The sequence below is a fragment of the Enterobacter cloacae complex sp. 385G4 genome (assembly GCF_057320665.1).
In genome coordinates, this window is the sequence record NZ_JBXWDD010000001.1 from 1,536,785 (window position 1) to 1,561,424 (window position 24,640).

The following is a 24,640-nucleotide window of genomic DNA, read 5'->3' on the forward strand; positions in this document are numbered from 1 at the left end:
AGGGCGCAAACCATAAAAAACCCGCCGAGGCGGGTTTTTTGTTTTTACATTAATGGCATCGCTCGCTGCACGATATCAATCAGCGGCTGCGGATAGATACCGAAGATCAGCACCAGCAGCGCGGAGATAAGCACTACGATACCACCGGCGCTGTACTGCCAGTTGCCTGGAGCATCACGGTTAAGCTGCTGAGGCGCGCTCAGGTACAGGCTCACGGCCACACGCAGGTAGTAGTACAGACCAATCGCGGAGCCGATAACGACACCGGCAGTCAGCCACCACAGGTGCGCCTGCACACCGACGGCCAGCACGTAGAACTTACCGATAAAGCCCAGCGTCATCGGGATACCCGCCAGAGAGAGCATCATCACGGTCATTACCGCGGACAGAATTGGACGGTGCCAGAACAGACCACGGTAGGAGAACAGTGAATCGGCATCCGGACCACGGTACGGGCTGGACATCAGGCTCACCACGCCGAAGGCGCCGAGGCTGCTGAACAGGTAACCGGCCAGATACACGCCTACGGCTTCCATCGACATCTCACCGCTCTGCAGCGCAATCAGCGCCACCAGCAGGTAGCCCAGATGAGAGATGGACGAGTAGCCCAGCAGACGCTTGATGTTGGTCTGGCTCAGCGCCATCAGGTTACCGAAGATGATGGAGACGAACGCGATGATGCCCAGCACCACGCGAACGGCTTCACTATCACCCACCGGCGCGTACAGGAACAGACGCATGACCACACCGAAGATAGCGATTTTGCTCGCCGTCGCCAGGAAGGTAGAGACCGGTGCAGGCGCACCCTGGTATACGTCTGGCGTCCACAGGTGGAACGGAACCAGAGAGAGCTTGAAGCCGAGGCCAACGATCATCATGCCCAGACCCGCCAGCAGCAGCGGCTCATGTAGCATGCCGTCGCCGAGGCTCTTGCCGAGCGCCATGAAGGAGAGGTTACCGGACTGTGCGTACAGCAGCGCAATACCAAACAGCAGGAAGGACGACGCGGCAGCAGACAGAATGGTGTACTTGATGCTCGCTTCCAGAGAGCGCTTCTGACGGAAGGCGTAACCAATCAGGCCGAACAGCGGCAGAGAGATCAGCTCAATACCGAGGAACAGCGCGGCCAGATGGTTGGCATTCGCCAGCAGAATGCCGCCCAGCGCGGCAATCAGTACCAGCAGGTAAAACTCTTCTTTGTTGTCGTTGTAGCCTTCGAGCCACGGGTAAGCAAAGGTACAGGTTGCCAGGCTCGCCAGCAGCACCAGCCCGGTATACAGCATGGCGTAACCGTCAACGCGCATCAGCGGGGTGACGTCCATCGCCCCGCCCTGGCCAACAAACCAGAGTGAGACTAACGCGGCGTTCAGGCCGATGACCGACAGCGTGGCATTCAGGAAGTGATTGCGTCGCCACGCAATGGAGAGCATCACAACCACCACCGTCAATCCGACGATCAGCAGCGGTAGCAGCGCGATCAGTTGTTGTGGAGTTATTGTCATGGCGAATTACGGCCTTGTAGTAGAAACAGAATTAACAAACCACTGCTGGATATTGCCCATCGCGCTGTGCGAGGTATCCAGAATCGGCTGCGGGAAGAAGCCCAACAGCACCAGCAGTACGACCAGCAGCAGGATGATGAACAGCTCACGCAGCGACATCCCCGGCAGTTCTTGTGCAGCAATTTCGCTCTTCGCTTTACCGAAGTAAGCGCGGTGCAGCATCGCCAGCGAGTACACGGAAGCGAACACCAGACCAAAGGTGGAGATCACGGTAATCACCGGTACCACTTTGAAGCTGCCGAACAGAATCATGAATTCGCCGACGAAGTTACCGGTACCCGGCATCCCCAGGGTAGCCACCGCGAAGAACATGGAGAGCGCTGGCAGCCATTTAATTTTGCTCCACAGGCCACCCATCATACGCATGTCGCGGGTGTGCAGACGTTCGTACAGCTGGCCGCACAGGATGAAGAGACCGGCTGCGGACAGACCGTGCGCAATCATCTGGATCACCGCGCCCTGGTACGCCAGCTGGCTGCCGGTGTAGATAGCAATCAGCACGAAGCCCATGTGGGAAACGGAGGTATAAGCAATCAGACGCTTGATGTCGTATTGCGTGAAGGCCATCCAGGCACCGTAGAAGATACCGATCACACCCAGCCACATGGCAATCGGTGCGAACTCCGCGGAGGCATTCGGGAACAGCGGCAGTGCGAAACGCAGCAGACCGTAGGCCGCCGTTTTCAGCAGGATGCCCGCCAGGTCAACGGAACCCGCCGTTGGTGCCTGGGAGTGCGCGTCTGGCAGCCAGCCGTGCAGAGGAACCACCGGCATTTTCACCGCGAAGGCAATGAAGAAGCCCAGCATCAGCAGGTATTCAACGCCGTGTGACATCGGGGTCTTCAGCAGGTCTTCGTAGTTGAAGGTCCAGGTGCCGGTTGCGTTGTGATGAACGAACACCAGCGCCAGAATGGCAATCAGCATTACCAGACCGCTCGCCTGGGTATAGATGAAGAACTTGGTTGCCGCCGTGATACGCGTTTTACCGTCGGACGCCTTGTGGCCCCACAGCGCGATCAGGAAGTACATCGGCACCAGCATCATCTCCCAGAAGAAGAAGAACAGGAACATGTCGATGGCAAGGAACACGCCGATCACGCCGCCCAGGATCCACATCAGGTTCAGGTGGAAGAAGCCCTGGTATTTTTCGATTTCTCGCCAGGAGCAGAGTACCGCCAGAACGCCGAGCAGACCGGTCAGCACCACCATCAGCAGCGACAGACCGTCAATCGCCAGGTGGATCGTAATGCCGAAACGCGGGATCCACGGCAGGATAAACTCAGACTGCCACTGCGGAATGCCCGCAGACTGGGTCAGTGAGTAACCGCCCTGCAACCACAGTTGCAGGCCAAGCGCGAGCGTCAATCCCATGGTGATCAGCGCGATCCAGCGCGGCATCTTCACGCCAAAGCGTTCGGTCTGCCAGCACAGGAAGCCGCCGATGAAGGGAATTAATATTAGCCAGGGTAGTAACATGGCGATTTACATTCCTTTTTAAGGCCCCCAGCAGGGGCCTGATTTTCAACGAATTCGAATAAAATTCACTTAACGATCAACGCAATACCATCAGCAGCGCCAGCACGACAACCGCACCGATGCTCATGGACGCCACATACCAGCGCAGGTAACCGTTCTCGCTGTACAGCAGGCCTTTACCTGCAAAGCGGGAGAGGATCGCCGGGATGTTCATCAGGCTGTTCAGCGGGTCGCGCTTCAGCAGCCACGCAACGCCCAGGAACGGCTTAACGAAGATCATGTCGTACAGCCAGTCGAAGCCCCACGCGTTGTACCACCAGGTGCCCAGCAGGCGGCCCGGCGCACTGTTAGCCACGGCAGTGACCAGCGTACGTTTGCCCAGCCACAGCCATGCCGCAATCAGGATACCCGCGATAGCGACCACACCGGAGGTGATTTCAAGCGTCAGAACGCGACCGTGCTCAAGCTCGGTGGTGTCTGGCAGTACGCCCTGCAGCGGTGGCACAATCATCGCGCCAACGAAGGTGGACAGTACCAGCAGCACAATCAGCGGCAGGTGGTGGGTAATCCCCTTCCCTGCGTGAGCGTGAATTTGTTCTTTACCGTGGAATACGATGAAAATCATACGGAAGGTATACAGGGAGGTCATGAACGCACCGACCAGACCCGCAACCATCAGATTGATATGACCATTCGCCATGGCACCCGCAAGGATTTCGTCCTTACTGAAGAAGCCCGCGGTGATCAGCGGCAGTGCCGCCAGCGCCGCGCCGCCCACCAGGAAGCAGACATAGACCAGCGGGATGGACTTACGCAGTCCGCCCATCTTGAAGATGTTCTGCTCGTGATGGCAGGCCAGAATCACCGAACCGGATGAGAGGAACAGCAGCGCTTTGAAGAACGCGTGCGTCATCAGGTGGAAAATGGCCGCGTCCCACGCCTGAACGCCCAGCGCGAGGAACATGTAACCAATCTGGCTCATGGTGGAGTACGCGAGAACGCGCTTGATGTCGGTCTGAACCAGCGCGGCAAAGCCTGCCAGCACCAGCGTGACCGCACCGACGATACCCACCAGATGCAGAATTTCCGGAGTCATCAGGAACAGGCCATGAGTACGCGCAATCAGGTAAACACCGGCGGTGACCATGGTCGCGGCGTGGATCAGCGCGGAGACAGGGGTTGGACCCGCCATCGCGTCGGCCAGCCATGTCTGCAGCGGCAGCTGCGCGGATTTACCCACGGCACCACCCAGCAGCATCAGCGTTGCCCACCACAGCATGTTATTGCCTGCCTCGAAGTGTGCTGGCGCCAGTTCCACCATCTCGCGGAAGTTCAGCGTGCCCAGTTCGTTGTAGAGAATGAACAGCGCGAACGCGAGGAAGACGTCACCCACGCGGGTCACGACGAACGCTTTCATGGCCGCTGCGCCATTCTTCGGATCGGTGTAGTAGAAACCGATCAGCAGGTAAGAGCACAGGCCCACGCCTTCCCAGCCCAGATACATCAGCAGCAGGTTATCGGCCAGCACCAGAACCACCATGCTGGCGATAAACAGGTTGGTGTAGGCGAAGAAGCGGGAGTAACCCTCTTCACCGCGCATATACCAGGAGGCGAACATGTGGATCAGGAAGCCGACGCCGGTGACCACGGAGAGCATGGTCAGCGAGAGGCCGTCCAGCACCAGGTTGAAACCGATGTTGAAATCACCGACCGACATCCAGGTCCACAGCGGCACGCTGAAAGGCTGGCGTCCGTTGTTAAAGAAGTCGATACCCGCATACGCTGTGACCAGCGCGGCCAGGCCGACAGAGCCCATGCCAACGGTCGCGGACAGATTCTCAGACCAGCGGCCGCGAGAAAACGCCAGCAGCACGAAGCCAATCAGCGGAAAAATAATGGTTAAGGCAAGCATGTTCATCCACGCAACTCACTTACTGAATCGATGTTCAGATTCTGGCGGCGACGATGGAGCTGCAGCAACAGCGCCAGGCCAATACTCGCTTCAGCAGCCGCGAGGCTGATGGCGAGAATGTACATCACCTGACCATCGGTCTGGCCCCAGTAGCTTCCGGCGACCACGAAGGCCAGCGCGGAGGCGTTAATCATGATTTCCAGACCGATCAGCATAAACAGCAGATTGCGGCGGATAACCAGACCGGTCAGACCCAGAACGAATAAAATCGCAGCGAGGATCAGTCCATGTGTTAAGGGGATCATGCGCGCTCCTCCGTTTTTCTTTTCGCGCGGTCGTCAGTGCGGTTGCTCAGCACCTCGCCAGCACGCTCTTCGCGGCCAACGTGGAAAGCCACAACCAGGCCTGCCAGCAGAAGCATAGAGGCCAGTTCCACCGCCAGAACGTATGGGCCAAAGAGCGTGATACCCACCTCTTTCGCACCAATTGGCGTGCCGTCGATGCCCTGATCGTTCACGCCCAGAATGGCGTAAACGATCACCACCAGCATGATGGCCGACAAAATTGCCGGGCCAATCCACACCTGCGGTTTTAACCACTGACGTTCCTGCTCAATTTCAGAGCCGCCCAGGTTCAGCATCATCACGACGAACACGAACAGCACCATGATGGCCCCGGCGTAAACGATGATCTCCAGCGCACCGGCGAAGTGCGCGCCCAGTGCGAAGAACACCCCGGAAATAGCCAGCAGCGAAATGATTAAGTACAGCAGCGCATGCACCGGATTGGTGTGCGTAATCACTCGCAGCGTAGCCAGGATGGCGATAAGGCCACAGATATAAAAAGCGAATTCCATTGCCCTCTCCTTACGGTAACAGGCTCTTGACGTCGATAGGCTTAGCTTCGTTCTCTGCTTCGCCCTTATCTTTGCCGTCGATTGCCATACCCGCCATCCGGTAGAAGTTATATTCCGGGTATTTGCCCGGACCGGAAATCAGCAGATCCTCTTTCTCGTACACCAGGTCCTGACGCTTGTACTCACCCAGCTCGAAGTCTGGAGTCAGCTGAATCGCCGTGGTTGGGCACGCTTCTTCACACAGACCGCAGAAGATGCAGCGTGAGAAGTTAATGCGGAAGAACTCAGGGTACCAGCGGCCGTCTACCGTCTCGGCTTTCTGCAGAGAGATACAGCCGACCGGACACGCAACCGCACACAGGTTACAGGCAACGCAGCGCTCGGAACCGTCCGGGTCGCGCGTCAGCACGATACGGCCACGGTAGCGCGGCGGCAGATATACCGGCTCTTCCGGGTACATCCGGGTTTCGCGTTTAGCAAACGCGTGCAGGCCGATCATCCAGATACTGCGCACCTGGGTACCGAAACCTACCAGTAATTCTTTTAAGGTCATGGTCTATAGCCCCTTATGGCTGCTGCCAGAGAATGACAGCTGCCGTTACCAACAAGTTGACGAGCGTCAGCGGCAGGCACACTTTCCAGCCGAAGGACATTACCTGGTCATAACGTGGACGCGGTAACGCTGCGCGAATCAAAATGAACATCATCATGAAGAACGCGGTTTTCAGCGCGAACCAGATGAACGGCGGTAAGAACGGGCCATGCCAGCCACCAAAGAACAGCGTTACCATCAACGCGGAAATGGTGACAATACCGATGTACTCGCCCACAAAGAACAGACCGAACTTCATGCCGGAATATTCAATGTGGTAACCGTCGGCCAGTTCCTGTTCGGCTTCCGGCTGGTCAAACGGGTGACGGTGACACACGGCCACGCCCGCGATAGCAAAGGTAATAAACCCAAAGAACTGCGGGATAACGTTCCAGATGTCGGCCTGGTTGTTGACGATGTCGGTCATGTTGAATGAACCGGCCTGCGCCACCACGCCCATCAGGGAGAGCCCCAGGAACACTTCGTAGCTCAGCGTCTGCGCGGAAGCACGCATCGCACCCAGCAGCGAGTATTTGTTGTTACTGGACCAGCCTGCGAACAGCACCGCGTAAACCGCAAGGCCTGCCATCATCAGGAAGAACAAAATGCCGATGTTCAGGTCAGCGACCACCCAGGTCGGGCTGACCGGAACGATAGCAAACGCCAGCAGCAGCGAGGTGAAGGCGATCATCGGTGCCAGAGTAAAGATCACGCGATCCGAGAAGCGCGGAATCCAGTCCTCTTTAAAGAACATCTTGATCATGTCCGCCACCAGCTGGAGTGAACCACCCCAGCCCACGCGGTTCGGTCCGTAACGGTTCTGGAACAGACCGAGAAGACGACGTTCACCAAAGCTCATGAACGCGCCGCAGGTGACCACCACCAGCAGGATAACAATCGCTTTCAGTATGCTCAGCAGGATGTCGATAAGATCCGGCGTTAACCAACTCATGCTTTTGCCTCCTGCAGATTATCAAGACGCGCACCCGCCAGAACCGGCGCGATGCCAGGCATACCCATCGGCAGACCGACCTGCCCTGCTGTCAGATTTTCAGAAATAATCAGCGGCAGGCTGATGGTCTGGCCGTCATAGCTAAAGGCGATGTTCGCGCCCGCGTTAACGCCAAGCTTCGCGGCATCCGCCGGGTTGAGCTTGATGTAAGGCTGCGGCATACGGGTCTGGAAGACCGGTGAACGCTGGGACAGCTCGTCGCTACCGAACAGGTGGTAGTACGGGGCAATACGCCAGCTACCGTCCTGCGCCTGGAAGCTCGCCGGTACGGTGGTGAAGAAGTCCAGACCGGTTTCGGAAGCTTCAATCAGACGCACGCCCGGATCGCCGTGGCGCAGGGAGCCACCCACTTCAGCCTGGAACTTGTTCCATGCCTGCGGGGAGTTCCAGCCCGGTGCCCACGCGAATGGGATTTGCGAACGCGGCGCAGACGGCTGGTTGTTCCCTTCCATGGAGAAGGCGAACATGGTGTCTTTATCCTGCGGCTGGCGCGGTTCGTGCACGCTGATGTTGGCACGCATCGCGGTACGGCCGCTGTAGCGGTGCGGTTCACGCGCCAGCTTCTGGCCGCGGATGCGGAAGCTTGCTTCAGGCGCGGCATCTTTAATGCCTGCCAGCTGAGGCAGTTTTTCCACCACCGCGTCGATAACGTGGTCGAGCTGCGTCCAGTCCACTTCACGGCTCTGCACGGTGCTGTGCAGGGAGTGCAGCCAGCGCCAGCTTTCCAGCATCACGGTGTTGCTGTCGTAGTACGCCGGGTCATAAACCTGGAAGAAACGCTGGGCACGGCCTTCGTTGTTGATAACGGTACCGTCGCTTTCTGCGAAGCTTGCCGCAGAGAGCACCAGGTGCGCTTTGTCCATGATCGCGGTGCGCTGATGGTCAATGACCATCACCAGCGGCGCTTTGGAGAGCGCGGCATCAACGCGAGCGGCAGACGCATGACGATGCAGATCGTTTTCCAGCACCACCACGGCGTCAGCGGAACCGGATTCCAGTTCGCTTAACGCTTCTTCCAGCGAGCCGCCGCCAATCATGCCCAGACCGATGCTGTTTACCGCACGGGCAATCATGGTCACGCCGACGTCTGCACCGCGGCCTTTCAGGGCTTTGGCAACGTTCGCGGCGGCCTGAATGATTTCAGCGCTACCGGCGTTGGTTCCGGAGATAATCAGCGGTTTCTTCGCACCTGCGAGGGCCTGAACAATCACGTCGACCTTGTTTTGCAGGTCGCGATCCAGCTCAACGGCCGGTGAGCTGTTGTCCAGCGCGTGGGCAATGGCAAAGCCAAGACGCGCCTGGTCTTCAACCGGCGCGCAGTAGGTCCACGCCGCGATATCGTCCAGACGGGTATTGTCGACGTTAGTCACAAACAGAGGATGCTTCGCGCGCTGGCCGATGTTGAGGATCGCCGCAATCTGCCAGTCAGCCACTTTCTGCGCCGCTGCCATTTCACGTGCTTTACCCTTCACCGCCTGACGAACCGCCAGAGCCGCGCGTGCGCCGGTCTGCGTCAGGTCTTCACCCAGCACCAGAACCGCATCATAGGATTCAATTTCGCGCAGCGCAGGGGTATGGATACCGCCTTCACGCAACACTTTCAGTACCAGCTGCAGACGTTCCTGCTCGCCCTGAGCGATGCCGGTGTAGAAGTTTTCCGCTCCAACCAGCTCGCGCAGTGCGAAGTTGCTTTCGATGCTGGCGCGCGGGGAGCCGATGCCGATCACTTTCTTCGACTGGCGCAGAATATCTGCCGCGCCCTGCATCGCCTGTTCAGCATTCAGGGTAATGAAGTCGTCGCCACGGCGCTGGACCGGCTGACGCGGACGGTCTTTCAGGTTCACATAGCCATAGCCGAAACGACCGCGGTCGCACAGGAAGTAGTGGTTAACGGTACCGTTGTAACGGTTTTCGATACGACGCAGTTCGCCGTAGCGCTCACCGGGGCTGGTGTTACAGCCGAGGGAACACTGCTGGCAGATGCTTGGCGCAAACTGCATGTCCCATTTACGGTTGTAACGCTCGGAGTGGGTTTTATCCGTGAATACGCCGGTCGGACAGATTTCTACCAGGTTACCGGAGAATTCGCTCTCCAGCACGCCGTCTTCCGGACGGCCGAAGTAGACGTTGTCGTGCGCGCCATAGACGCCCAGATCCTGACCATCCGCGTAGTCTTTGTAGTAACGCACGCAGCGGTAGCAGGCGATGCAGCGGTTCATTTCGTGAGAGATGAACGGCCCCAGATCCTGGTTACGGTGGGTACGCTTGGTAAAGCGATAGCGACGGAAGCTGTGACCGGTCATCACGGTCATATCCTGAAGGTGGCAGTTACCGCCCTCTTCACAAACCGGACAGTCGTGCGGGTGGTTGGTCATCAACCACTCCACCACGCTTTCGCGGAACTGTTTGGCTTCTTCGTCATCAATCGAAATAAAGGTACCTTCGGTGGCTGGCGTCATACAGGACATCACCAGGCGACCACGCGTGTCTTCCGCGTTTTGATATTGCTTCACCGCACACTGGCGGCAAGCACCGACGCTGCCCAGCGCCGGATGCCAGCAAAAGTACGGAATATCGAGGCCAAGAGACAGACAAGCTTCCAGCAGGTTGTCCGCCCCGTTGACTTCGTATTCTTTGCCGTCTACATGAATCGTAGCCATTAGCATGCTTCCAGTTGGCTCAGTCGAAACCGAGCGTTAATCAAAATTCTTGTCGTTACCAGCGCGCTTTCAGCAGGTTCGGCTGAATACCATTGATCGAATGGGTATTGCTGAACGGCTGCTTGATGCCTGCTTCGAATTCGTCGCGGAAATATTTAATCGCGCTCTGCAGCGGCTCGACGGCACCCGGTGCGTGGGCGCAGAAGGTTTTACCTGGCCCTAAGAATCGACACAGTTGCTCAAGTGTCTCGATATCGCCAGGCTGGCCTTCGCCACGTTCGATTGCGCGCAGGATCTTCACGCTCCACGGCAGACCGTCACGGCACGGTGTACACCAGCCGCAGGACTCACGGGCGAAGAACTCTTCCAGGTTACGTACCAGCGATACCATGCCGATCTCGTGGTCGACGGCCATCGCCAGCGCCGTACCCAGACGGCTGCCTGCTTTCCCAATGCTTTCGAATTCCATCGGCAGGTCAAGGTGGGCTTCGGTCAGGAAGTCCGTCCCTGCCCCGCCCGGCTGCCAGGCTTTAAATTTCAGGCCATCGCGCATGCCGCCGGCGTAGTCTTCAAGAATTTCGCGTGCGGTGGTACCGAACGGCAGTTCCCAGACGCCAGGGTTTTTAACGCGACCGGAGAAGCCCATCAGTTTGGTACCGGCATCTTTGCTTGAGGAGATGCCCTGATACCACTCCACGCCGTTGGCGAGGATAGCCGGGACGTTACACAGGGTTTCGACGTTGTTTACGCAGGTCGGTTTACCCCACACGCCGGAGCTTGCCGGGAACGGTGGCTTGGAACGCGGGTTCGCACGGCGGCCTTCCAGGGAGTTAATCAGCGCAGTTTCTTCACCGCAGATGTAACGCCCGGCACCGGTGTGCACGAACAGTTCGAAGTCAAACCCAGTACCCAGGATGTTTTTACCCAGAAGGCCGGCTTCGGTGGCTTCGGCAATCGCGCGACGCAGGTTTTCTGCCGCTTCGATGTACTCACCGCGCAGGAAGATGTAGCCACGGTACGCTTTCAGCGCAAACGCGGAGATCAGCATGCCTTCCACCAGCAGGTGCGGCAGCTGCTCCATCAGCAGGCGGTCTTTGTAGGTGCCTGGCTCCATTTCATCGGCGTTACACAGCAGGTAACGGATGTTCATGGATTCGTCTTTTGGCATCAGGCTCCACTTCAGACCAGTGGAGAAGCCCGCACCGCCGCGGCCTTTCAGACCGGAATCTTTCACCGCATTAACGATGTCGTCCGGCGCCATGCCGCCAAGGGCTTTACGCGCACCGGCATAGCCGTTTTTGCTCTGGTATTCGTCGAGCCATACCGGCTGTTTGTCATCGCGCAGACGCCAGGTCAGCGGATGCGTCTCAGCAGTACGAATTACAGTTTTCATTTGTACTGCTCCAGCAGGTCAGGAATCGCTTCCGGCGTCAGATGGCTGTGAGTGTCCTCATCAATCATCATGGTCGGCCCCTTGTCGCAGTTACCCAGGCAGCAGGTTGGCAGCAGAGTAAAGCGTCCATCGAACGTGGTCTGGCCCGGCTTGATATTGAGCTTTTTCTCAATCGCAGCCTGAATGCCCTGATAGCCGGTAATGTGGCAGACGACGCTGTCACAGTAGCGGATCACATGGCGGCCTACCGGCTGACGGAAGATCTGGCTGTAGAACGTGGCTACGCCCTCTACGTCACTTGCCGGAATGCCCAGCACTTTTGCGATCTCGTAAATCGCCCCATCCGGCACCCAACCACGCTGTTTCTGTACGATTTTCAGCGCTTCAATGGACGCCGCACGCGGGTCTTCGTAGTGGTGCATCTCGTGCTCAATGGCGGCACGCTCTGCTTCACTCAGCTCAAAAGCCTCGGTTTGTGGTTGTTGATTCTCGTGCATAATTAGCGGTCCACATCTGACATAACAAAATCGATACTACCCAGATACACAATCAGGTCAGAGACCAGACTGCCGCGGATGGCGGACGGGATCTGTTGCAGGTGCGCAAAGCTCGGCGTACGCACGCGGGTACGGTAGCTCATGGTGCTGCCGTCACTTGTCAGGTAGTAACTGTTAATACCCTTGGTCGCTTCAATCATCTGGAAGGATTCTTGCGCCGGCATGACCGGGCCCCAGGAAACCTGCAGGAAGTGGGTGATCAGGGTTTCGATATGCTGCAGCGTGCGCTCTTTCGGCGGCGGCGTGGTCAGCGGGTGATCCGCCTTGAACGGGCCTTCCGGCATGTTGTTGAGGCACTGCTCAAGGATGCGCAGACTCTGGCGCAGCTCTTCCACTTTCAGCATCACGCGGGTGTAGCAGTCGGAAACGCCGCCGCCAACCGGCACTTCAAAGTCGAAGTTCTCGTAGCCAGAGTAAGGACGGGCTTTACGCACGTCGAAATCAATACCGGTCGCACGCAGACCTGCACCTGTGGTACCCCACTCCAGCGCTTCTTTCGCGCCGTAGGCAGCAACGCCCTGGGAACGGCCTTTCAGGATGGTGTTGCGCAGCGCGGCTTTCTCGTAGGAGGCCAGACGTTTCGGCATCCAGTCGAGGAATTCACGCAGCAGGCGGTCCCAGCCGCGCGGCAGATCGTGCGCCACACCGCCAATACGGAACCAGGCCGGGTGCATACGGAAGCCGGTAATCGCTTCCACCAAATCGTAGATTTTCTGACGGTCGGTAAAGGCGAAGAAGACCGGGGTCATCGCGCCGACGTCCTGAATGAACGTGGAGATGTACAGCAGGTGGCTGTTGATGCGGAACAGTTCAGACAGCATAACGCGAATCACGTTAACGCGATCCGGTACGGTGATGCCTGCCAGTTTCTCAACGGCCAGCACGTATGGCATTTCGTTTACGCAGCCGCCGAGGTACTCGATACGGTCGGTATACGGAATGTAGCTGTGCCAGGACTGACGCTCGCCCATCTTCTCAGCACCGCGGTGGTGGTAGCCGATGTCAGGGACGCAGTCGACAATCTCTTCGCCATCAAGCTGAAGAATAATACGGAATGCACCGTGCGCAGACGGGTGGTTCGGACCGAGGTTGAGGAACATGAAGTCCTCGTTTTCAGTACCGCGCTTCATGCCCCAGTCTTCCGGCTTGAAGGTCAGCGCTTCCATCTCCAGATCCTGCTTGGCTTTGGTCAGCTCAAACGGATCGAATTCGGTCGCACGTGCCGGGTAGTCTTTACGCAACGGGTGGCCGGTCCAGGTCTGCGGCATCATGATGCGCGTCAGGTGCGGGTGGCCGTCGAAGGTCATGCCGAACATTTCCCAGGTTTCACGCTCATACCAGTTAGCGTTCGGGAAAAGTTTGGTGATCGTCGGCAGATGCATGTCGTTTTCAGACAATGCCACCTTGAGCATGATATCCGTGTTGCGGTCTATTGAGATCAGGTGGTAGAAAACGGAAAAATCCGCAGCAGGGAGACCCTGGCGGTGCGTTCTCAGACGTTCGTCCATGCCGTGTAAGTCAAACAGCATGACGTAAGGTTTTGGCAATTTCTTGAGGAAATCGACAACTTCCAGCAATTGTTCACGCTTCACCCAAACAACGGGTACCCCGGTGCGGGTCGCCTGAACGGTAAAGGCATCCGGCCCAAAACGGTTGCGCAGTTCGCCAATAACGGGGTCATCAAGATGATCCCGGGTCTGCCAGGCGGCTTCTTGCGCGGTTAAGTCGGTCATATTGTTCACCATTGCAAATGGTCCGTGGTGACTGTTAAGCCTGGCTTCGCGCTATTTGAGTAGTGATATGCGAAGGTTTTCTCCAGGCCTACAGGCGCAAATTAAATTTCGTCAGGCGTACGCAGGTTGGTGACGGCAATACGTTCACCGCGTTTACGCTCGCGCTCGGACTGCATGTTCGCGCGATAGACACCCTGATCGCCAACAACCCATGAGAGTGGGCGACGTTCTTTACCGATAGACTCCTGCAGCAGCATCAGCGCCTGCATATAGGCTTCTGGGCGCGGCGGGCAGCCCGGGATGTAAACATCCACTGGAATGAACTTATCAACGCCCTGTACAACGGAATAAATGTCGTACATACCGCCGGAGTTTGCACATGCGCCCATGGAAATAACCCATTTTGGCTCCAGCATCTGGTCATACAGACGCTGAATAACAGGTGCCATTTTGGTAAAGCAGGTACCGGCCACCACCATCAGGTCAGCCTGACGCGGGGAAGCACGCAGTACCTCGGCCCCAAAACGCGCAACGTCATGCACCGCAGTGAATGACGTCACCATTTCAACGTAGCAGCAAGAAAGGCCAAAGTTGTATGGCCAGATGGAGTTCTTACGACCCCAGTTGACCATATCGTGCATGGCATGTTCGAGTTTGCCCATGTACACGCTTTTGTTGACTTCTTGCTCCAGGGGGTCGGTTACGATCTCCTGTTTTTGCAGGGGGTAACGGTCATTCTCACCGTTAGGATCTATGCGGGTGAGCGTATAATCCATCTTATTGCCTCGCTGTTACTGCTGACGATTAGAGATACTGTTTTCCGGGTTGATGTGTTCACGACGTGAACGCGCAGGCGTCCAGTCAAGCGCGCCAATACGCACCAGATAAACCAGACCGGCCAGTAGCACTAAAATGAAAATTGCGGCCTCGACAAAGCCCACCCAACCACTTTCGCGAATGGAAGTCGACCATGCGAACAGGTAGAGCGCTTCCACGTCAAAGATGACGAAGAACATCGCTACCAGATAGAACTTGGCAGACAGGCGTAAGCGAGCGGAACCTACTGAATCAATACCTGATTCGAAAGGTGTGTTTTTGTGCCTTGCACGGGCGCGACCGCCCAGGAACCAGCCGCCGACTAACATCAGGCAGCACAGGCCAATGGCTACAATAAGAAAGATTGCGAATGCCCAGTGATGAGCGATGACTTCTGTGGATGTTGACATACTCATTGCTTACTCATCAAAAGTGATACCGACGACACTGCTCTTGCTGGCAGATGGGCATCACATCGATTCATGGGGAGGAACAAATAACCTTACACTAACTGTCTGAAATGAGACGTAGACAGCAAAATGATGGGGTTTTTTACTCCTTTCTATAACCTATTGTCAACTTTAACAAAGGTTTCTTCACATTAAATTACATCGAGCGATTCTCATTAACATTTGGTGCCCTTTAACCCTGGTGGTTACCTGACTTTTCGTCAAATGCATGTTGTTGAATCGTGTCCGTTTTGGAAGTAAAAAAAATAACCCTCCTATTTTGACAGGATTTGCCAACGATTCCTCCCCCCAAATAGGAGTATTTTCTTGATCTGAGACACGCTTTTGTTAATTCACCCAAAAAACCGGCAACATATTTGCTGCTTTTTTAACATCAAGGGGTTATGGATGAAGTTAGAACGGAAAGTGAACAAGATTTAAGCAGAAGCATTTATTCCCTTGATATGTATGTTTTATTTATGAAAACCCTGTAACGAAAGAGGATAATAATGGCAAAAAAAAGCCACTGCGTGCGAAAACGGCACGAGTGGCTTTTTTTTACACTTACAATTTGTTACCAGAATTTTGAGCTTTTGATCACTCAAAGTCACCTTCAACGATCAGGGAATCATCCCCCCCTTCGGAGGTAACATGCTCGAACTGCCATGGGTTATGGTAATTTTCCATCGCCTCAAACACCACCTTCGCCAGCTCGTTATGACTGGACGCGTTATGGCAAAGCAGATACTCGGTATCCGGCAGTGCTGGGAGACCATCAGATTTACCGAGAACGCGCAGATCGGGGCTCATCATCTCTACCGGACGGGCCGTTACGCCAAGACCCGCTTTCACGGCAGCACGCACTGCGGGCAGCGTGGACGCTACATAGGCCAGACGCCACGGAATGTTGGCTTCATTTAACGCCGTAAGCACCATATCCCGGAAAGGACTCGGATCGTCCAGTAAAACCAGCGGTACGGGTTCCCCTTTTTGCAACACGTATTCCGCTGCGCAATACCAGTGCGTTGGCGATGTGCGCAAGGTCAGACAATCAAACTGTCCGGGACGATGCGTCGTGACCACCAGGTCGACCTTGTTCTCATTTAACATCTCAACCATAAAGGCATTACGCTTTACGCTCACATCCAGCGCAAGCTTCGGATAAACCGAGCTAATTCGGTTGAGAAGAAACGGCAATATTGTATCCGCTGACTCATCAGATGCCCCTAAGGTTAACACCCCCTGAAGGTTGCTAAACATTAATGACATACATGCTTCATCATTAAAGCGAAGAATTTTCCTGGCATAACCCAGTAGCTGAATACCGTGTTCCGTTAAGAGCTTATTACGCCCGTGACGGGCAAAAAGCTCTTTCCCAACCAGTTGCTCCAGCCGCTGCATTTGCTGGCTAACGGCGGACTGAGTTCGGCAGACGGCGGCAGCAGCTGCTGCAAAAGTGTTGAGATCGGCGACCGCAACAAACGTTCTCAGCAGATCGAGGTCGAGATTCATTATCGGACGATTTGCATTTATCATATCTATTCACTTTCAGGTTGCTCGTGCGGAGCTGCCCGGGTTGAAGCTGTGTGTAACAGTTAAGCAATTCCTTCTGAAGGTTTTCCCTCGCATCCCGGCCCGGCAGACTGCCTGACAGATAGTTATTGTGCTGCTTTATATCAACAGTCAGAAAGCACGTTTCATGACGTTATTTTTATTCTCTTAAACGTTCAGGATATTTAGATGTTCGCAGGGTTATGTAAATTACATTAAAGGCGTAACACTTTTTCTGCCATCTTTTTCGCAGCGCTGTCAACGTAGCAGGAGATGTTTGACACATTCCAGCCAGAGATAACTCCAACAATAACAATCAATTAAATCGAAAAATCAGTTTCAAAAATGCAAAACCACTGCATCTTTCTACTGCTTTCCGTATAGACATCTTAACCCAAATCCACTTTATTTATAAGTCTTATTGCAATATTCGGGATTAAAGAGGTTTGTTAAGCTTCTAAACTAATTTTATTAGAATTAACTAAAGTTGCATTTTGTTGGTTAATAATAAATAAATTTTAATTTAGATTATGGTCATTCATTAATAACACTTAACATTAATTTCACATGATTAACTTTTAGCCGCTCCGGGCTATTACTGCAAGGTCCCTTCAACACTCAGGTTTTACGAAATGTCACCCAGCGTAACTTCTGCTTGTTGTCTGCGCGTTTTTTATTTTCCATCAGAACAATATACATAATTCACATGAATCAGTAGCACAATCAACCTTTATTTATGGTTTGCACATGACGTTAAGGCAGTGAAAGCGTCAGTCAATAGTTAAAAAGATTCATTACAATTTCGCTATGAGCACAAAATCTTCTTCTGCACACCCTTCAAAACGAAGCGTGGGGGGAGTACATTATTCCGTGCTGACTTCCACGGCAGGGAGTGGCAATAATAGCGAAAAGGTTAAAGGTTCATGTCCCCTATCGAAAAATCCAGCAAGCTAGATAACGTCTGTTATGACATCCGTGGCCCGGTTCTGAAAGAGGCAAAACGCCTTGAAGAAGAAGGCAACAAGGTTCTGAAGCTCAACATCGGCAACCCCGCGCCATTTGGTTTTGAAGCGCCGGATGAAATTCTGGTTGATGTGATCCGCAACCTGCCTACGGCACAAGGCTATTGTGACTCAAAGGGACTTTACTCCGCCCGTAAAGCCATTATGCAGCACTACCAGGCGCGCGGTATGCGTGACGTTACCGTCGAAGATATCTATATCGGCAACGGCGTCTCCGAACTTATCGTTCAGGCCATGCAGGCGCTGCTGAACAGCGGTGACGAAATGCTGGTTCCCGCGCCGGACTATCCGCTGTGGACCGCTGCCGTATCGCTCTCCAGCGGTAAAGCGGTACATTATCTTTGCGACGAATCCTCTGACTGGTTCCCGGATCTGGATGACATTCGCGCGAAAATCACGCCTCGCACGCGTGGGATTGTGATCATCAACCCGAACAACCCGACGGGCGCGGTCTATTCAAAAGAGCTGCTGATGGAGATCGTGGAGATCGCCCGCCAGCACAACCTGATCATCTTCGCTGACGAAATCTACGACAAGATCCTGTACGACGCGGCGCAGCACCTCTCTATCGCCGCGCTGGCACCCGACCTGCTGACCGTCACCTTTAACGGACTGTCTAAAACCTACCGCGTGGCCGGTTTCCGTCAGGGCTGGATGGTGCTGAACGGCCCGAAAAAGCACGCAAAAGGCTATATTGAAGGGCTTGAGATGCTGGCGTCGATGCGTCTTTGCGCCAACGTGCCTGCGCAGCACGCGATCCAGACGGCGCTGGGCGGCTACCAGAGCATCAGCGAGTTTATCGTCCCTGGCGGTCGCCTGTACGAACAGCGTAACCGCGCATGGGAACTGATCAACGATATCCCGGGCGTCTCCTGCGTGAAGCCGAACGGGGCGCTGTATATGTTCCCGAAAATTGACGCGAAGCGCTTCAATATCCACGACGATCAGAAAATGGTGCTCGATTTCCTGTTGCAGGAAAAAGTGCTGCTGGTTCAGGGGACGGCGTTTAACTGGCCGTGGCCGGACCACGTGCGTATCGTGACCCTGCCGCGTGAAGACGATCTCGAAATGGCCATCAGCCGCTTCGGGCGATTCCTCTCTGGATACCATCAGTAATCTTAAAATCAGGCTACTTCGGTAGCCTGATTTGCATCTTCCCTCCCCTCCCCGCACAATGAAGTCCTGTCGCAGTGAAGACAAAAGGTAACCTATGAGTCAGAGCCATTTCTTTGCCCACCTCTCCCGCCTGAAACTGATCAACCGCTGGCCGCTGATGCGCAACGTGCGTACAGAGAACGTGTCTGAGCATAGCCTGCAGGTTGCTATGGTCGCTCATGCGCTGGCTGCCATTAAGAATCGCAAATTTAACGGGCAGGTGAATGCCGAGCGCATCGCTTTGCTGGCGATGTACCACGACGCATCAGAGGTGCTGACCGGCGACCTGCCTACCCCAGTGAAATATTTCAATTCTCAGATTGCTCAGGAATATAAGGCTATCGAGAAGATTGCCCAGCAAAAGCTTATCGAGATGGTGCCCGAAGAGCTGCGCGATATCTTTGAACCGCTCATCGACGAGCATCAGTATACGGAAGATGAAAAGTCGCTGGTCAAGCAAGCCGACGCGCTGTGCGCCTATCTGAAGTGTCTGGAAGAGCTGTCTGCGGGCAATAATGAGTTTTTACTGGCGAAAACGCGTCTGGAAAAAACGCTGGAATCCCGCCGCAGCGAAGAGATGGACTACTTCATGCAGGTATTTGTGCCGAGCTTCCATCTATCGCTGGACGAGATTAGCCAGGATTCACCGTTGTAATTTTAGCCGGGTGGCGGCTTCGCCTTACCCGGCCTACGTTTCTGCGCTCACGCTAAAACGGGAATAACACCGGAATTAACACCACGCACACCACCATCACCAGCACGGTGAACGGCACGCCCAGCTTCACGAAATCGCTGAACTTATAATTCCCCGGCCCCAGCACCAGCGTGTTCACCGGCGATGAAACCGGCGTCATAAACGCCGCGGATGCCGCCATCGCGACCATCATCGCAAACGGGTACGGCGACACGCCCATAGATTTCGCCATCGCCAGCGCAATGGGCGCCATCAGCACCGCCGTCGCGGTATTCGAGATAAATAACCCTATCGTGGCGCACATGACAAACAGACAGACCATCATCATGTACGGTCCATACCCGCCGCCCACGTCCATCAAGCCTTTTACGATCAGATCCACCCCGCCGGTTTTTTGCAATGCCAGGGCAAAGGGCATCATCCCGACGATAAGAATAATGCTCGGCCAGTGAATGGCTTTATACGCGCTTTCGGCGTCAATGCAGCGGAATTTCCCCATCAGCAGGCAGGCGATAATGGCCGCGACCGGATTAGGGATTTCATCGGTCAGCATCAGCGCCACCATCAGCACCAGACAGAAAATCGCATGGGGCGCCTGGCTGTGCGCCGGGGAGGCATCGCTCTCCTCGACCGGCATGTTGAGCACCACAAAATCACGCCCTTTTTGCCCGAGCTGGCTTATCAGCTTCCAGTTGCCGACCACGAGGAAGATATCTCCCAGCAGGATCGGCTCATCGACGACGGCCCCTTCCATCGCCACGCCATCACGCTTCAGCCCCACTACATTCAGGCCATAGCGGGTACGGAACTCCATTTCACGCACGGTTTTACCCAGCAGTTCCGATTCCGGTATCAGCGACACTTCGGCCATCCCCACATCCAGCGCCTGGTCGGAGAAATACTCGCCGCGTAGCACCATCGGCTCCAGCAGCTGCTCGCTACAGAACTCTCGCAGATCCACGTCCGCCGTTGACATATCAATCAGCAGGACATCACGCGCGCGGAACTCTGATACCCCGTTCACGTTAACGATCACCCGACGAAAACGACGCCAGCGCTCAACCCCGATCACGTTCGCGCCATAACGCTCGCGCAGCTTAAGGTCGTCGAGCCGCTGGCCGACCATCGGCGAGCCGGGGCGAATGGCCAGACGGCGCGCCCGCCCGGTGAGACGGTACTCTTTGATCAGATCGCGGAAGGTACGTCGCTTCCACCCCTCTTTATTCTTATCCTGTTTGTCGCCTTTGAGGGCAAAACGGGTCAGCAGCATGTAGACCACGCCCATCGCCAGAATCACCAGCCCAAGCGGGGTGACGCTGAAAAAGCTGAAGCCCTGAAACCCTTCACGAATCAGCTCGCTGTTGACAACCAGGTTCGGCGGCGTGGCCACCAGCGTCATCATTCCGCTGATCAAACCGGCAAAGCTCAGGGGCATCATCAGGCGCGACGGCGAGCTCTGCATCCGCATTGAAACGCTCAGCACCACCGGGATAAAAATAGCGACCACGCCCGTTGAGCTCATAAACGCCCCCAGTCCGGCGACCGTCAGCATCAGGTAGATCAGCATTTTGGTTTCACTGCTGCCGGCCACCTTAACCAGCCACGCGCCCATGATGGTCGCCACGCCGGTGCGAACAAGGCCGTCGCCGATGATAAACAGGGCAGCTATAAGGATAACGTTGGGGTCGCTGAACCCGGAGAAGGCTTCCGGTAGCGTGAGCGTGCCGCTCAGCACAAACGCGACGATGACAAACAGGGCGACGGCATCCATGCGCACCTTGCCTGTGGCGAAGAGAATAATGGCGATTAAAAGCAGGCTCAGAACCCAGATCAGTTCACCGTTCACAACCTATCCTTGTCAGTGGAAGATGAGAAATTTTGCCATAAAAAAGCCCCAGCAGCGTGGGGCTATATCATGGGATTACATTTTTAGCGAGACGGTTACAACTCCGTCGGGCGCTTTTGACACCGCCAGCGCCGTCAGGGAATGAATCACAAAGTCCGCCTCGTCCAGGCGTGGAGATCCCGCCGGAACGTTAACGGCAATGACGTGGCTCCCGGCGTTCAGCCCGGCCAGCACGCCAGCGGCCGCATCTTCCACCACCACACACTCTGCAGGCGCGAAGCCCAGCATTTCTGCACCAAGCAGAAACGCATCCGGCTCCGGCTTGCCGCGTTTAACGCGCTCAGCCGTAATGAACACCTCTGGCTTCGGTAAACCGGCCGCCTTATGGCGGGCATGCGCGACCGGAACAGAGCCGGAGGTGACGATAGCCCACGGGATCTGCGCTTCATTCAGATGCTCAAGCAGTTCGCGCGCCCCGGGCAGCGCGGTAATGCCCTCGGTGTCGGTGGCCTCAATCTGCTCCAGGTATTTGAACTCCACCTGGATCTCTTCCTCAGAACGCCCCGCTAAAAAGTGCCGCAATGAGGTAATGGCCTGTTTGCCATGGATAAAATTCAGCACGTCCTGATGGTCGATGCCGTGCCGGTCGGCCCAGTGGCACCACGAGCGTTCCACCACCGGCAGCGAATCCACCAGCGTACCGTCCAGATCAAACAGAAAACCTTTACACTGCACACGCACCTCCGTCAGGCATTAATGATTTGTTGAATTTCGTTGCTGCTTAAATGGTACTGACGCGGGCAGGCGTGCCATGCGCTCAGCATACGTTGATATTTATCCCACATGGGGGTTTGGGCGTTGAAGCCGTGCGTTCCCGCATCAAAATGGGTGTAGCGCCCTTCGGTGTTCACCATAAAGCGAACATAGCTCAGGTAGCGCGCTTCCGTCGCGGCATCAAAGCCTAAAAAGGTCACGCGACGTTCGTCAATGGTCTGCTGGTCTTTGAGATTCGTCCAGGAGACGTGCAGAGCGTGATACATCTCCATAATGTCGATCACGATGCGGCAGGTTTCTTCTTTCAGCTCGCCAAACTCGCGGTCCAGTTCGCGCATTTGCAAACCAAAACCGCGTTCGACGATGGTTTGCAGGCGGCTGTAGCGCGCAGCGTTATCGGGATCAAGCATAGTCATCATCTTGTACTGGTTAGACAAAATCAGACGTTGAGCATGGGTCATTTCCATCTTTCGACTCCTGTAGCGCATTGCACTGTAAAAAAAAGACACGGTAACGGTGTGTTACTGTGCCTTCTTTTGTTAGTCGTTTCGATGATCAATCACAAGTCATCGAGGAATGTTTTATCCAGCTGCTTAAAAGCACGCTTTAACGTGTCCGCCAGCGCCTGGTAATCCGGCTTGCCTTCAACCGGGGCCAGCGCCTGCCCGGCCTCCTCCAGTTTTCCACGCACTTCATAAAACCAGTGTAAAATTGAAGGCGGAAGCGGCGTAATGGAGCGTTTGCCTAACCACCACAGCCCCTGCATCGGCAGACTTAACGCGAAGAGCGCCGTTGCGACGGCAGGACCAAGCTGTCCACCGAGGGCGATTTGCCAGCACAGAGTAAAGATAGCGACCGGAGGCATAAAGCGAATCGCATAGCGCGTGGCGCGGATCGTGCGATTCTCAATAAACATTGGCGCAAGGCGCTTTTCCATTGGCCACGTCTTTGCGTAATGCTGTCCCCGACGAAACAGACTGAAAAAGCTCACGGACGGGATTTCGGGTGTCGACATGGCTGTACCTCAACTTCACATATAAAAATTAAAATTTTTGTGCAAAACCACAACAGGCTATGACAACGTTCAAAATATTTTGTCATCGCTACCCCGTATCGGGTATTCTGTGCCAGCCTGATAGGGCCGTAGACGAGAAGCGTTAACTCGTCAAATTATCGCATATTATGCCATTGTCTGAAAAATGTTCAAAATGGCTTAAAATCATAGGTATTTCTTCCATCCTGCCAGAATGTTCGTTTGGCATGATGTTAATCATAAACGTCTGGGTCAGCTTGCGTTACGCTTTTAGGCTCATTGACGTTTTTTTAGCCACGTATCAATTATAGGTACTTCCATGTCGAGTAAGTTAGTACTGGTTCTGAACTGCGGTAGCTCTTCACTGAAATTCGCCATCATCGATGCGCTCAACGGTGACGAGTACCTCTCTGGTTTGGCCGAATGTTTCCATCTGCCTGAAGCACGTATCAAGTGGAAGATGGACGGCAGCAAACAAGAAGCGGCTTTAGGTGCAGGCGCCGCTCACAGTGAAGCGCTGAACTTTATCGTTAACACTATTCTGGCACAAAAACCAGAACTGTCTGCTCAGCTGACTGCGATTGGTCACCGTATCGTCCACGGCGGCGAAAAATACACCAGCTCCGTTGTCATCGACGACTCTGTTATCCAGGGCATCAAAGACTCTGCCTCTTTTGCTCCGCTGCATAACCCGGCGCACCTGATCGGTATCGCTGAAGCGCTGAAGTCCTTCCCGAATCTGAAAGACAAAAACGTGGCCGTGTTTGACACCGCGTTCCATCAGACCATGCCGGAAGAGTCTTACCTCTATGCCCTGCCGTACAGCCTGTACAAAGAGCACGGCGTACGTCGCTACGGCGCGCACGGCACCAGCCACTTCTATGTGACTCAGGAAGCCGCAAAAGTCCTGAACAAGCCAGTTGAAGAAGTCAACATCATCACCTGCCACCTGGGCAACGGTGGTTCTGTTTCTGCTATCCGCAACGGTAAATGTGTTGATACCTCTATGGGTCTGACCCCGCTGGAAGGTCTTGTGATGGGTACCCGTTCCGGTGATATCGACCCGGCGATCATCTTCCACCTGCACGACACTCTGGGCATGAGCGTTGACGACATCAACAAAATGCTGACCAAAGAGTCTGGCCTGCTGGGTCTGACCGAAGTCACCAGCGACTGCCGTTACGTTGAAGACAACTACGACAGCAAAGAAGACGCGAAGCGTGCAATGGACGTTTACTGCCACCGTCTGGCGAAGTACATCGGTTCTTACACCGCGCTGATGGATGGTCGTCTGGACGCGGTTATCTTCACCGGTGGCATCGGTGAGAACGCGGCAATGGTACGTGAACTGTCCCTGGGCAAACTGGGCGTTCTGGGCTTCGAAGTCGATCACGAGCGTAACCTGGCTGCCCGCTTCGGCAAGTCTGGCTTCATCAACAAAGAAGGCACCCGCCCGGCTATCGTTATCCCAACTAACGAAGAGCTGGTCATCGCGCAAGACGCGTGCCGCCTGACTGCCTGATTCCACACCGCCAGCAATGCTGGCG

Annotated in this window: 21 protein-coding genes; 3 read left to right on the forward strand and 18 right to left on the reverse strand. The window is 55.3% G+C overall.

Going from position 1 to position 24,640, the window contains the following annotated elements; translation table 11 throughout:
• Positions 1-44: 44 nt before the first annotated feature.
• From nuoN to lrhA, 14 genes are all read right to left on the reverse strand, one after another.
• A complete protein-coding gene (gene nuoN / locus AC2FAJ_RS07455; RefSeq protein WP_028013929.1) occupies positions 45-1,502 on the reverse strand; it encodes an NADH-quinone oxidoreductase subunit NuoN in 1,458 nt (485 codons plus the stop codon).
• 6 nt (positions 1,503-1,508) lie between these two features.
• Complete coding sequence (nuoM, locus tag AC2FAJ_RS07460) at positions 1,509-3,038, reverse strand: NADH-quinone oxidoreductase subunit M (protein ID WP_008500214.1); 1,530 nt, start codon at positions 3,036-3,038, stop codon at positions 1,509-1,511.
• 76 nt (positions 3,039-3,114) lie between these two features.
• On the reverse strand, positions 3,115-4,956 hold the full coding sequence (gene nuoL / locus AC2FAJ_RS07465) for an NADH-quinone oxidoreductase subunit L (RefSeq protein WP_028013930.1): 1,842 nt from the start codon (positions 4,954-4,956) through the stop codon (positions 3,115-3,117).
• Entirely contained in the window at positions 4,953-5,255 is a 303-nt protein-coding gene (gene nuoK / locus AC2FAJ_RS07470; RefSeq protein ID WP_003861496.1) for an NADH-quinone oxidoreductase subunit NuoK, read from the reverse strand. The genes nuoL and nuoK overlap by 4 nt, the downstream gene beginning before the upstream one ends.
• Positions 5,252-5,806, reverse strand: a complete 555-nt coding sequence (gene nuoJ / locus AC2FAJ_RS07475) for an NADH-quinone oxidoreductase subunit J (protein WP_008500212.1) — start codon at positions 5,804-5,806, stop codon at positions 5,252-5,254. Before nuoJ ends, nuoK begins: the two co-directional genes overlap by 4 nt.
• Positions 5,807-5,816: 10 nt before the next feature.
• Positions 5,817-6,359, reverse strand: coding sequence for an NADH-quinone oxidoreductase subunit NuoI (gene nuoI, locus AC2FAJ_RS07480; protein WP_003861491.1), 543 nt, complete (start codon positions 6,357-6,359; stop codon positions 5,817-5,819).
• A gap of 13 nt (positions 6,360-6,372) precedes the next feature.
• The gene (gene nuoH, locus AC2FAJ_RS07485) at positions 6,373-7,350 is read right to left on the reverse strand and encodes an NADH-quinone oxidoreductase subunit NuoH (protein WP_008500211.1); all 978 of its coding nucleotides are present in this window, start codon (positions 7,348-7,350) and stop codon (positions 6,373-6,375) included.
• Positions 7,347-10,070: an NADH-quinone oxidoreductase subunit NuoG gene (gene nuoG / locus AC2FAJ_RS07490; RefSeq protein WP_045629895.1), complete on the reverse strand. Its 2,724-nt coding sequence runs from the start codon at positions 10,068-10,070 to the stop codon at positions 7,347-7,349. Before nuoG ends, nuoH begins: the two co-directional genes overlap by 4 nt.
• Before the next feature lie 55 nt (positions 10,071-10,125).
• Positions 10,126-11,463, reverse strand: coding sequence for an NADH-quinone oxidoreductase subunit NuoF (gene nuoF / locus AC2FAJ_RS07495; RefSeq protein WP_006811381.1), 1,338 nt, complete (start codon positions 11,461-11,463; stop codon positions 10,126-10,128).
• A complete protein-coding gene (nuoE, locus tag AC2FAJ_RS07500) occupies positions 11,460-11,960 on the reverse strand; it encodes an NADH-quinone oxidoreductase subunit NuoE (RefSeq protein WP_006176513.1) in 501 nt (166 codons plus the stop codon). The genes nuoF and nuoE overlap by 4 nt, the downstream gene beginning before the upstream one ends.
• Positions 11,961-11,962: 2 nt before the next feature.
• On the reverse strand, positions 11,963-13,765 hold the full coding sequence (nuoC, locus tag AC2FAJ_RS07505; RefSeq protein WP_028013933.1) for an NADH-quinone oxidoreductase subunit C/D: 1,803 nt from the start codon (positions 13,763-13,765) through the stop codon (positions 11,963-11,965).
• A gap of 89 nt (positions 13,766-13,854) precedes the next feature.
• Positions 13,855-14,529, reverse strand: a complete 675-nt coding sequence (gene nuoB / locus AC2FAJ_RS07510) for an NADH-quinone oxidoreductase subunit NuoB (RefSeq protein ID WP_003861482.1) — start codon at positions 14,527-14,529, stop codon at positions 13,855-13,857.
• 15 nt (positions 14,530-14,544) lie between these two features.
• Positions 14,545-14,985 carry an NADH-quinone oxidoreductase subunit NuoA gene (gene nuoA, locus AC2FAJ_RS07515; protein WP_014171000.1) on the reverse strand — a complete coding sequence of 147 codons (441 nt, stop codon included), beginning with the start codon at positions 14,983-14,985 and terminating at the stop codon, positions 14,545-14,547.
• A 630-nt stretch (positions 14,986-15,615) separates the two neighbouring features.
• Complete coding sequence (gene lrhA / locus AC2FAJ_RS07520; RefSeq protein WP_028013934.1) at positions 15,616-16,554, reverse strand: transcriptional regulator LrhA; 939 nt, start codon at positions 16,552-16,554, stop codon at positions 15,616-15,618.
• A gap of 938 nt (positions 16,555-17,492) precedes the next feature.
• On the opposite strand from lrhA, the gene alaA reads away from it, so the two are divergent.
• Together alaA and yfbR are read left to right on the forward strand one after the other, a co-directional pair.
• Positions 17,493-18,707 carry an alanine transaminase AlaA gene (gene alaA, locus AC2FAJ_RS07525; protein ID WP_485453969.1) on the forward strand — a complete coding sequence of 405 codons (1,215 nt, stop codon included), beginning with the start codon at positions 17,493-17,495 and terminating at the stop codon, positions 18,705-18,707.
• Positions 18,708-18,801: 94 nt separating this feature from the next.
• A complete protein-coding gene (gene yfbR, locus AC2FAJ_RS07530; protein ID WP_028013935.1) occupies positions 18,802-19,401 on the forward strand; it encodes a 5'-deoxynucleotidase in 600 nt (199 codons plus the stop codon).
• Between the two features lie 52 nt (positions 19,402-19,453).
• Here yfbR and AC2FAJ_RS07535 read toward each other — a convergent pair whose 3' ends face one another.
• From AC2FAJ_RS07535 to yfbV, 4 genes are all read right to left on the reverse strand, one after another.
• Entirely contained in the window at positions 19,454-21,286 is a 1,833-nt protein-coding gene (locus AC2FAJ_RS07535; protein ID WP_252008246.1) for an SLC13 family permease, read from the reverse strand.
• A gap of 75 nt (positions 21,287-21,361) precedes the next feature.
• A complete protein-coding gene (locus tag AC2FAJ_RS07540; RefSeq protein WP_485453970.1) occupies positions 21,362-22,021 on the reverse strand; it encodes a sugar phosphatase in 660 nt (219 codons plus the stop codon).
• Positions 22,022-22,032: 11 nt separating this feature from the next.
• Complete coding sequence (locus AC2FAJ_RS07545; protein WP_003861461.1) at positions 22,033-22,527, reverse strand: YfbU family protein; 495 nt, start codon at positions 22,525-22,527, stop codon at positions 22,033-22,035.
• A gap of 92 nt (positions 22,528-22,619) precedes the next feature.
• Positions 22,620-23,075, reverse strand: coding sequence for a terminus macrodomain insulation protein YfbV (yfbV, locus tag AC2FAJ_RS07550; RefSeq protein ID WP_028013938.1), 456 nt, complete (start codon positions 23,073-23,075; stop codon positions 22,620-22,622).
• A 337-nt stretch (positions 23,076-23,412) separates the two neighbouring features.
• On the opposite strand from yfbV, the gene ackA reads away from it, so the two are divergent.
• The gene (gene ackA / locus AC2FAJ_RS07555) at positions 23,413-24,615 is read left to right on the forward strand and encodes an acetate kinase (protein WP_041908924.1); all 1,203 of its coding nucleotides are present in this window, start codon (positions 23,413-23,415) and stop codon (positions 24,613-24,615) included.
• The last annotated feature ends 25 nt before the right edge of the window (positions 24,616-24,640 follow it).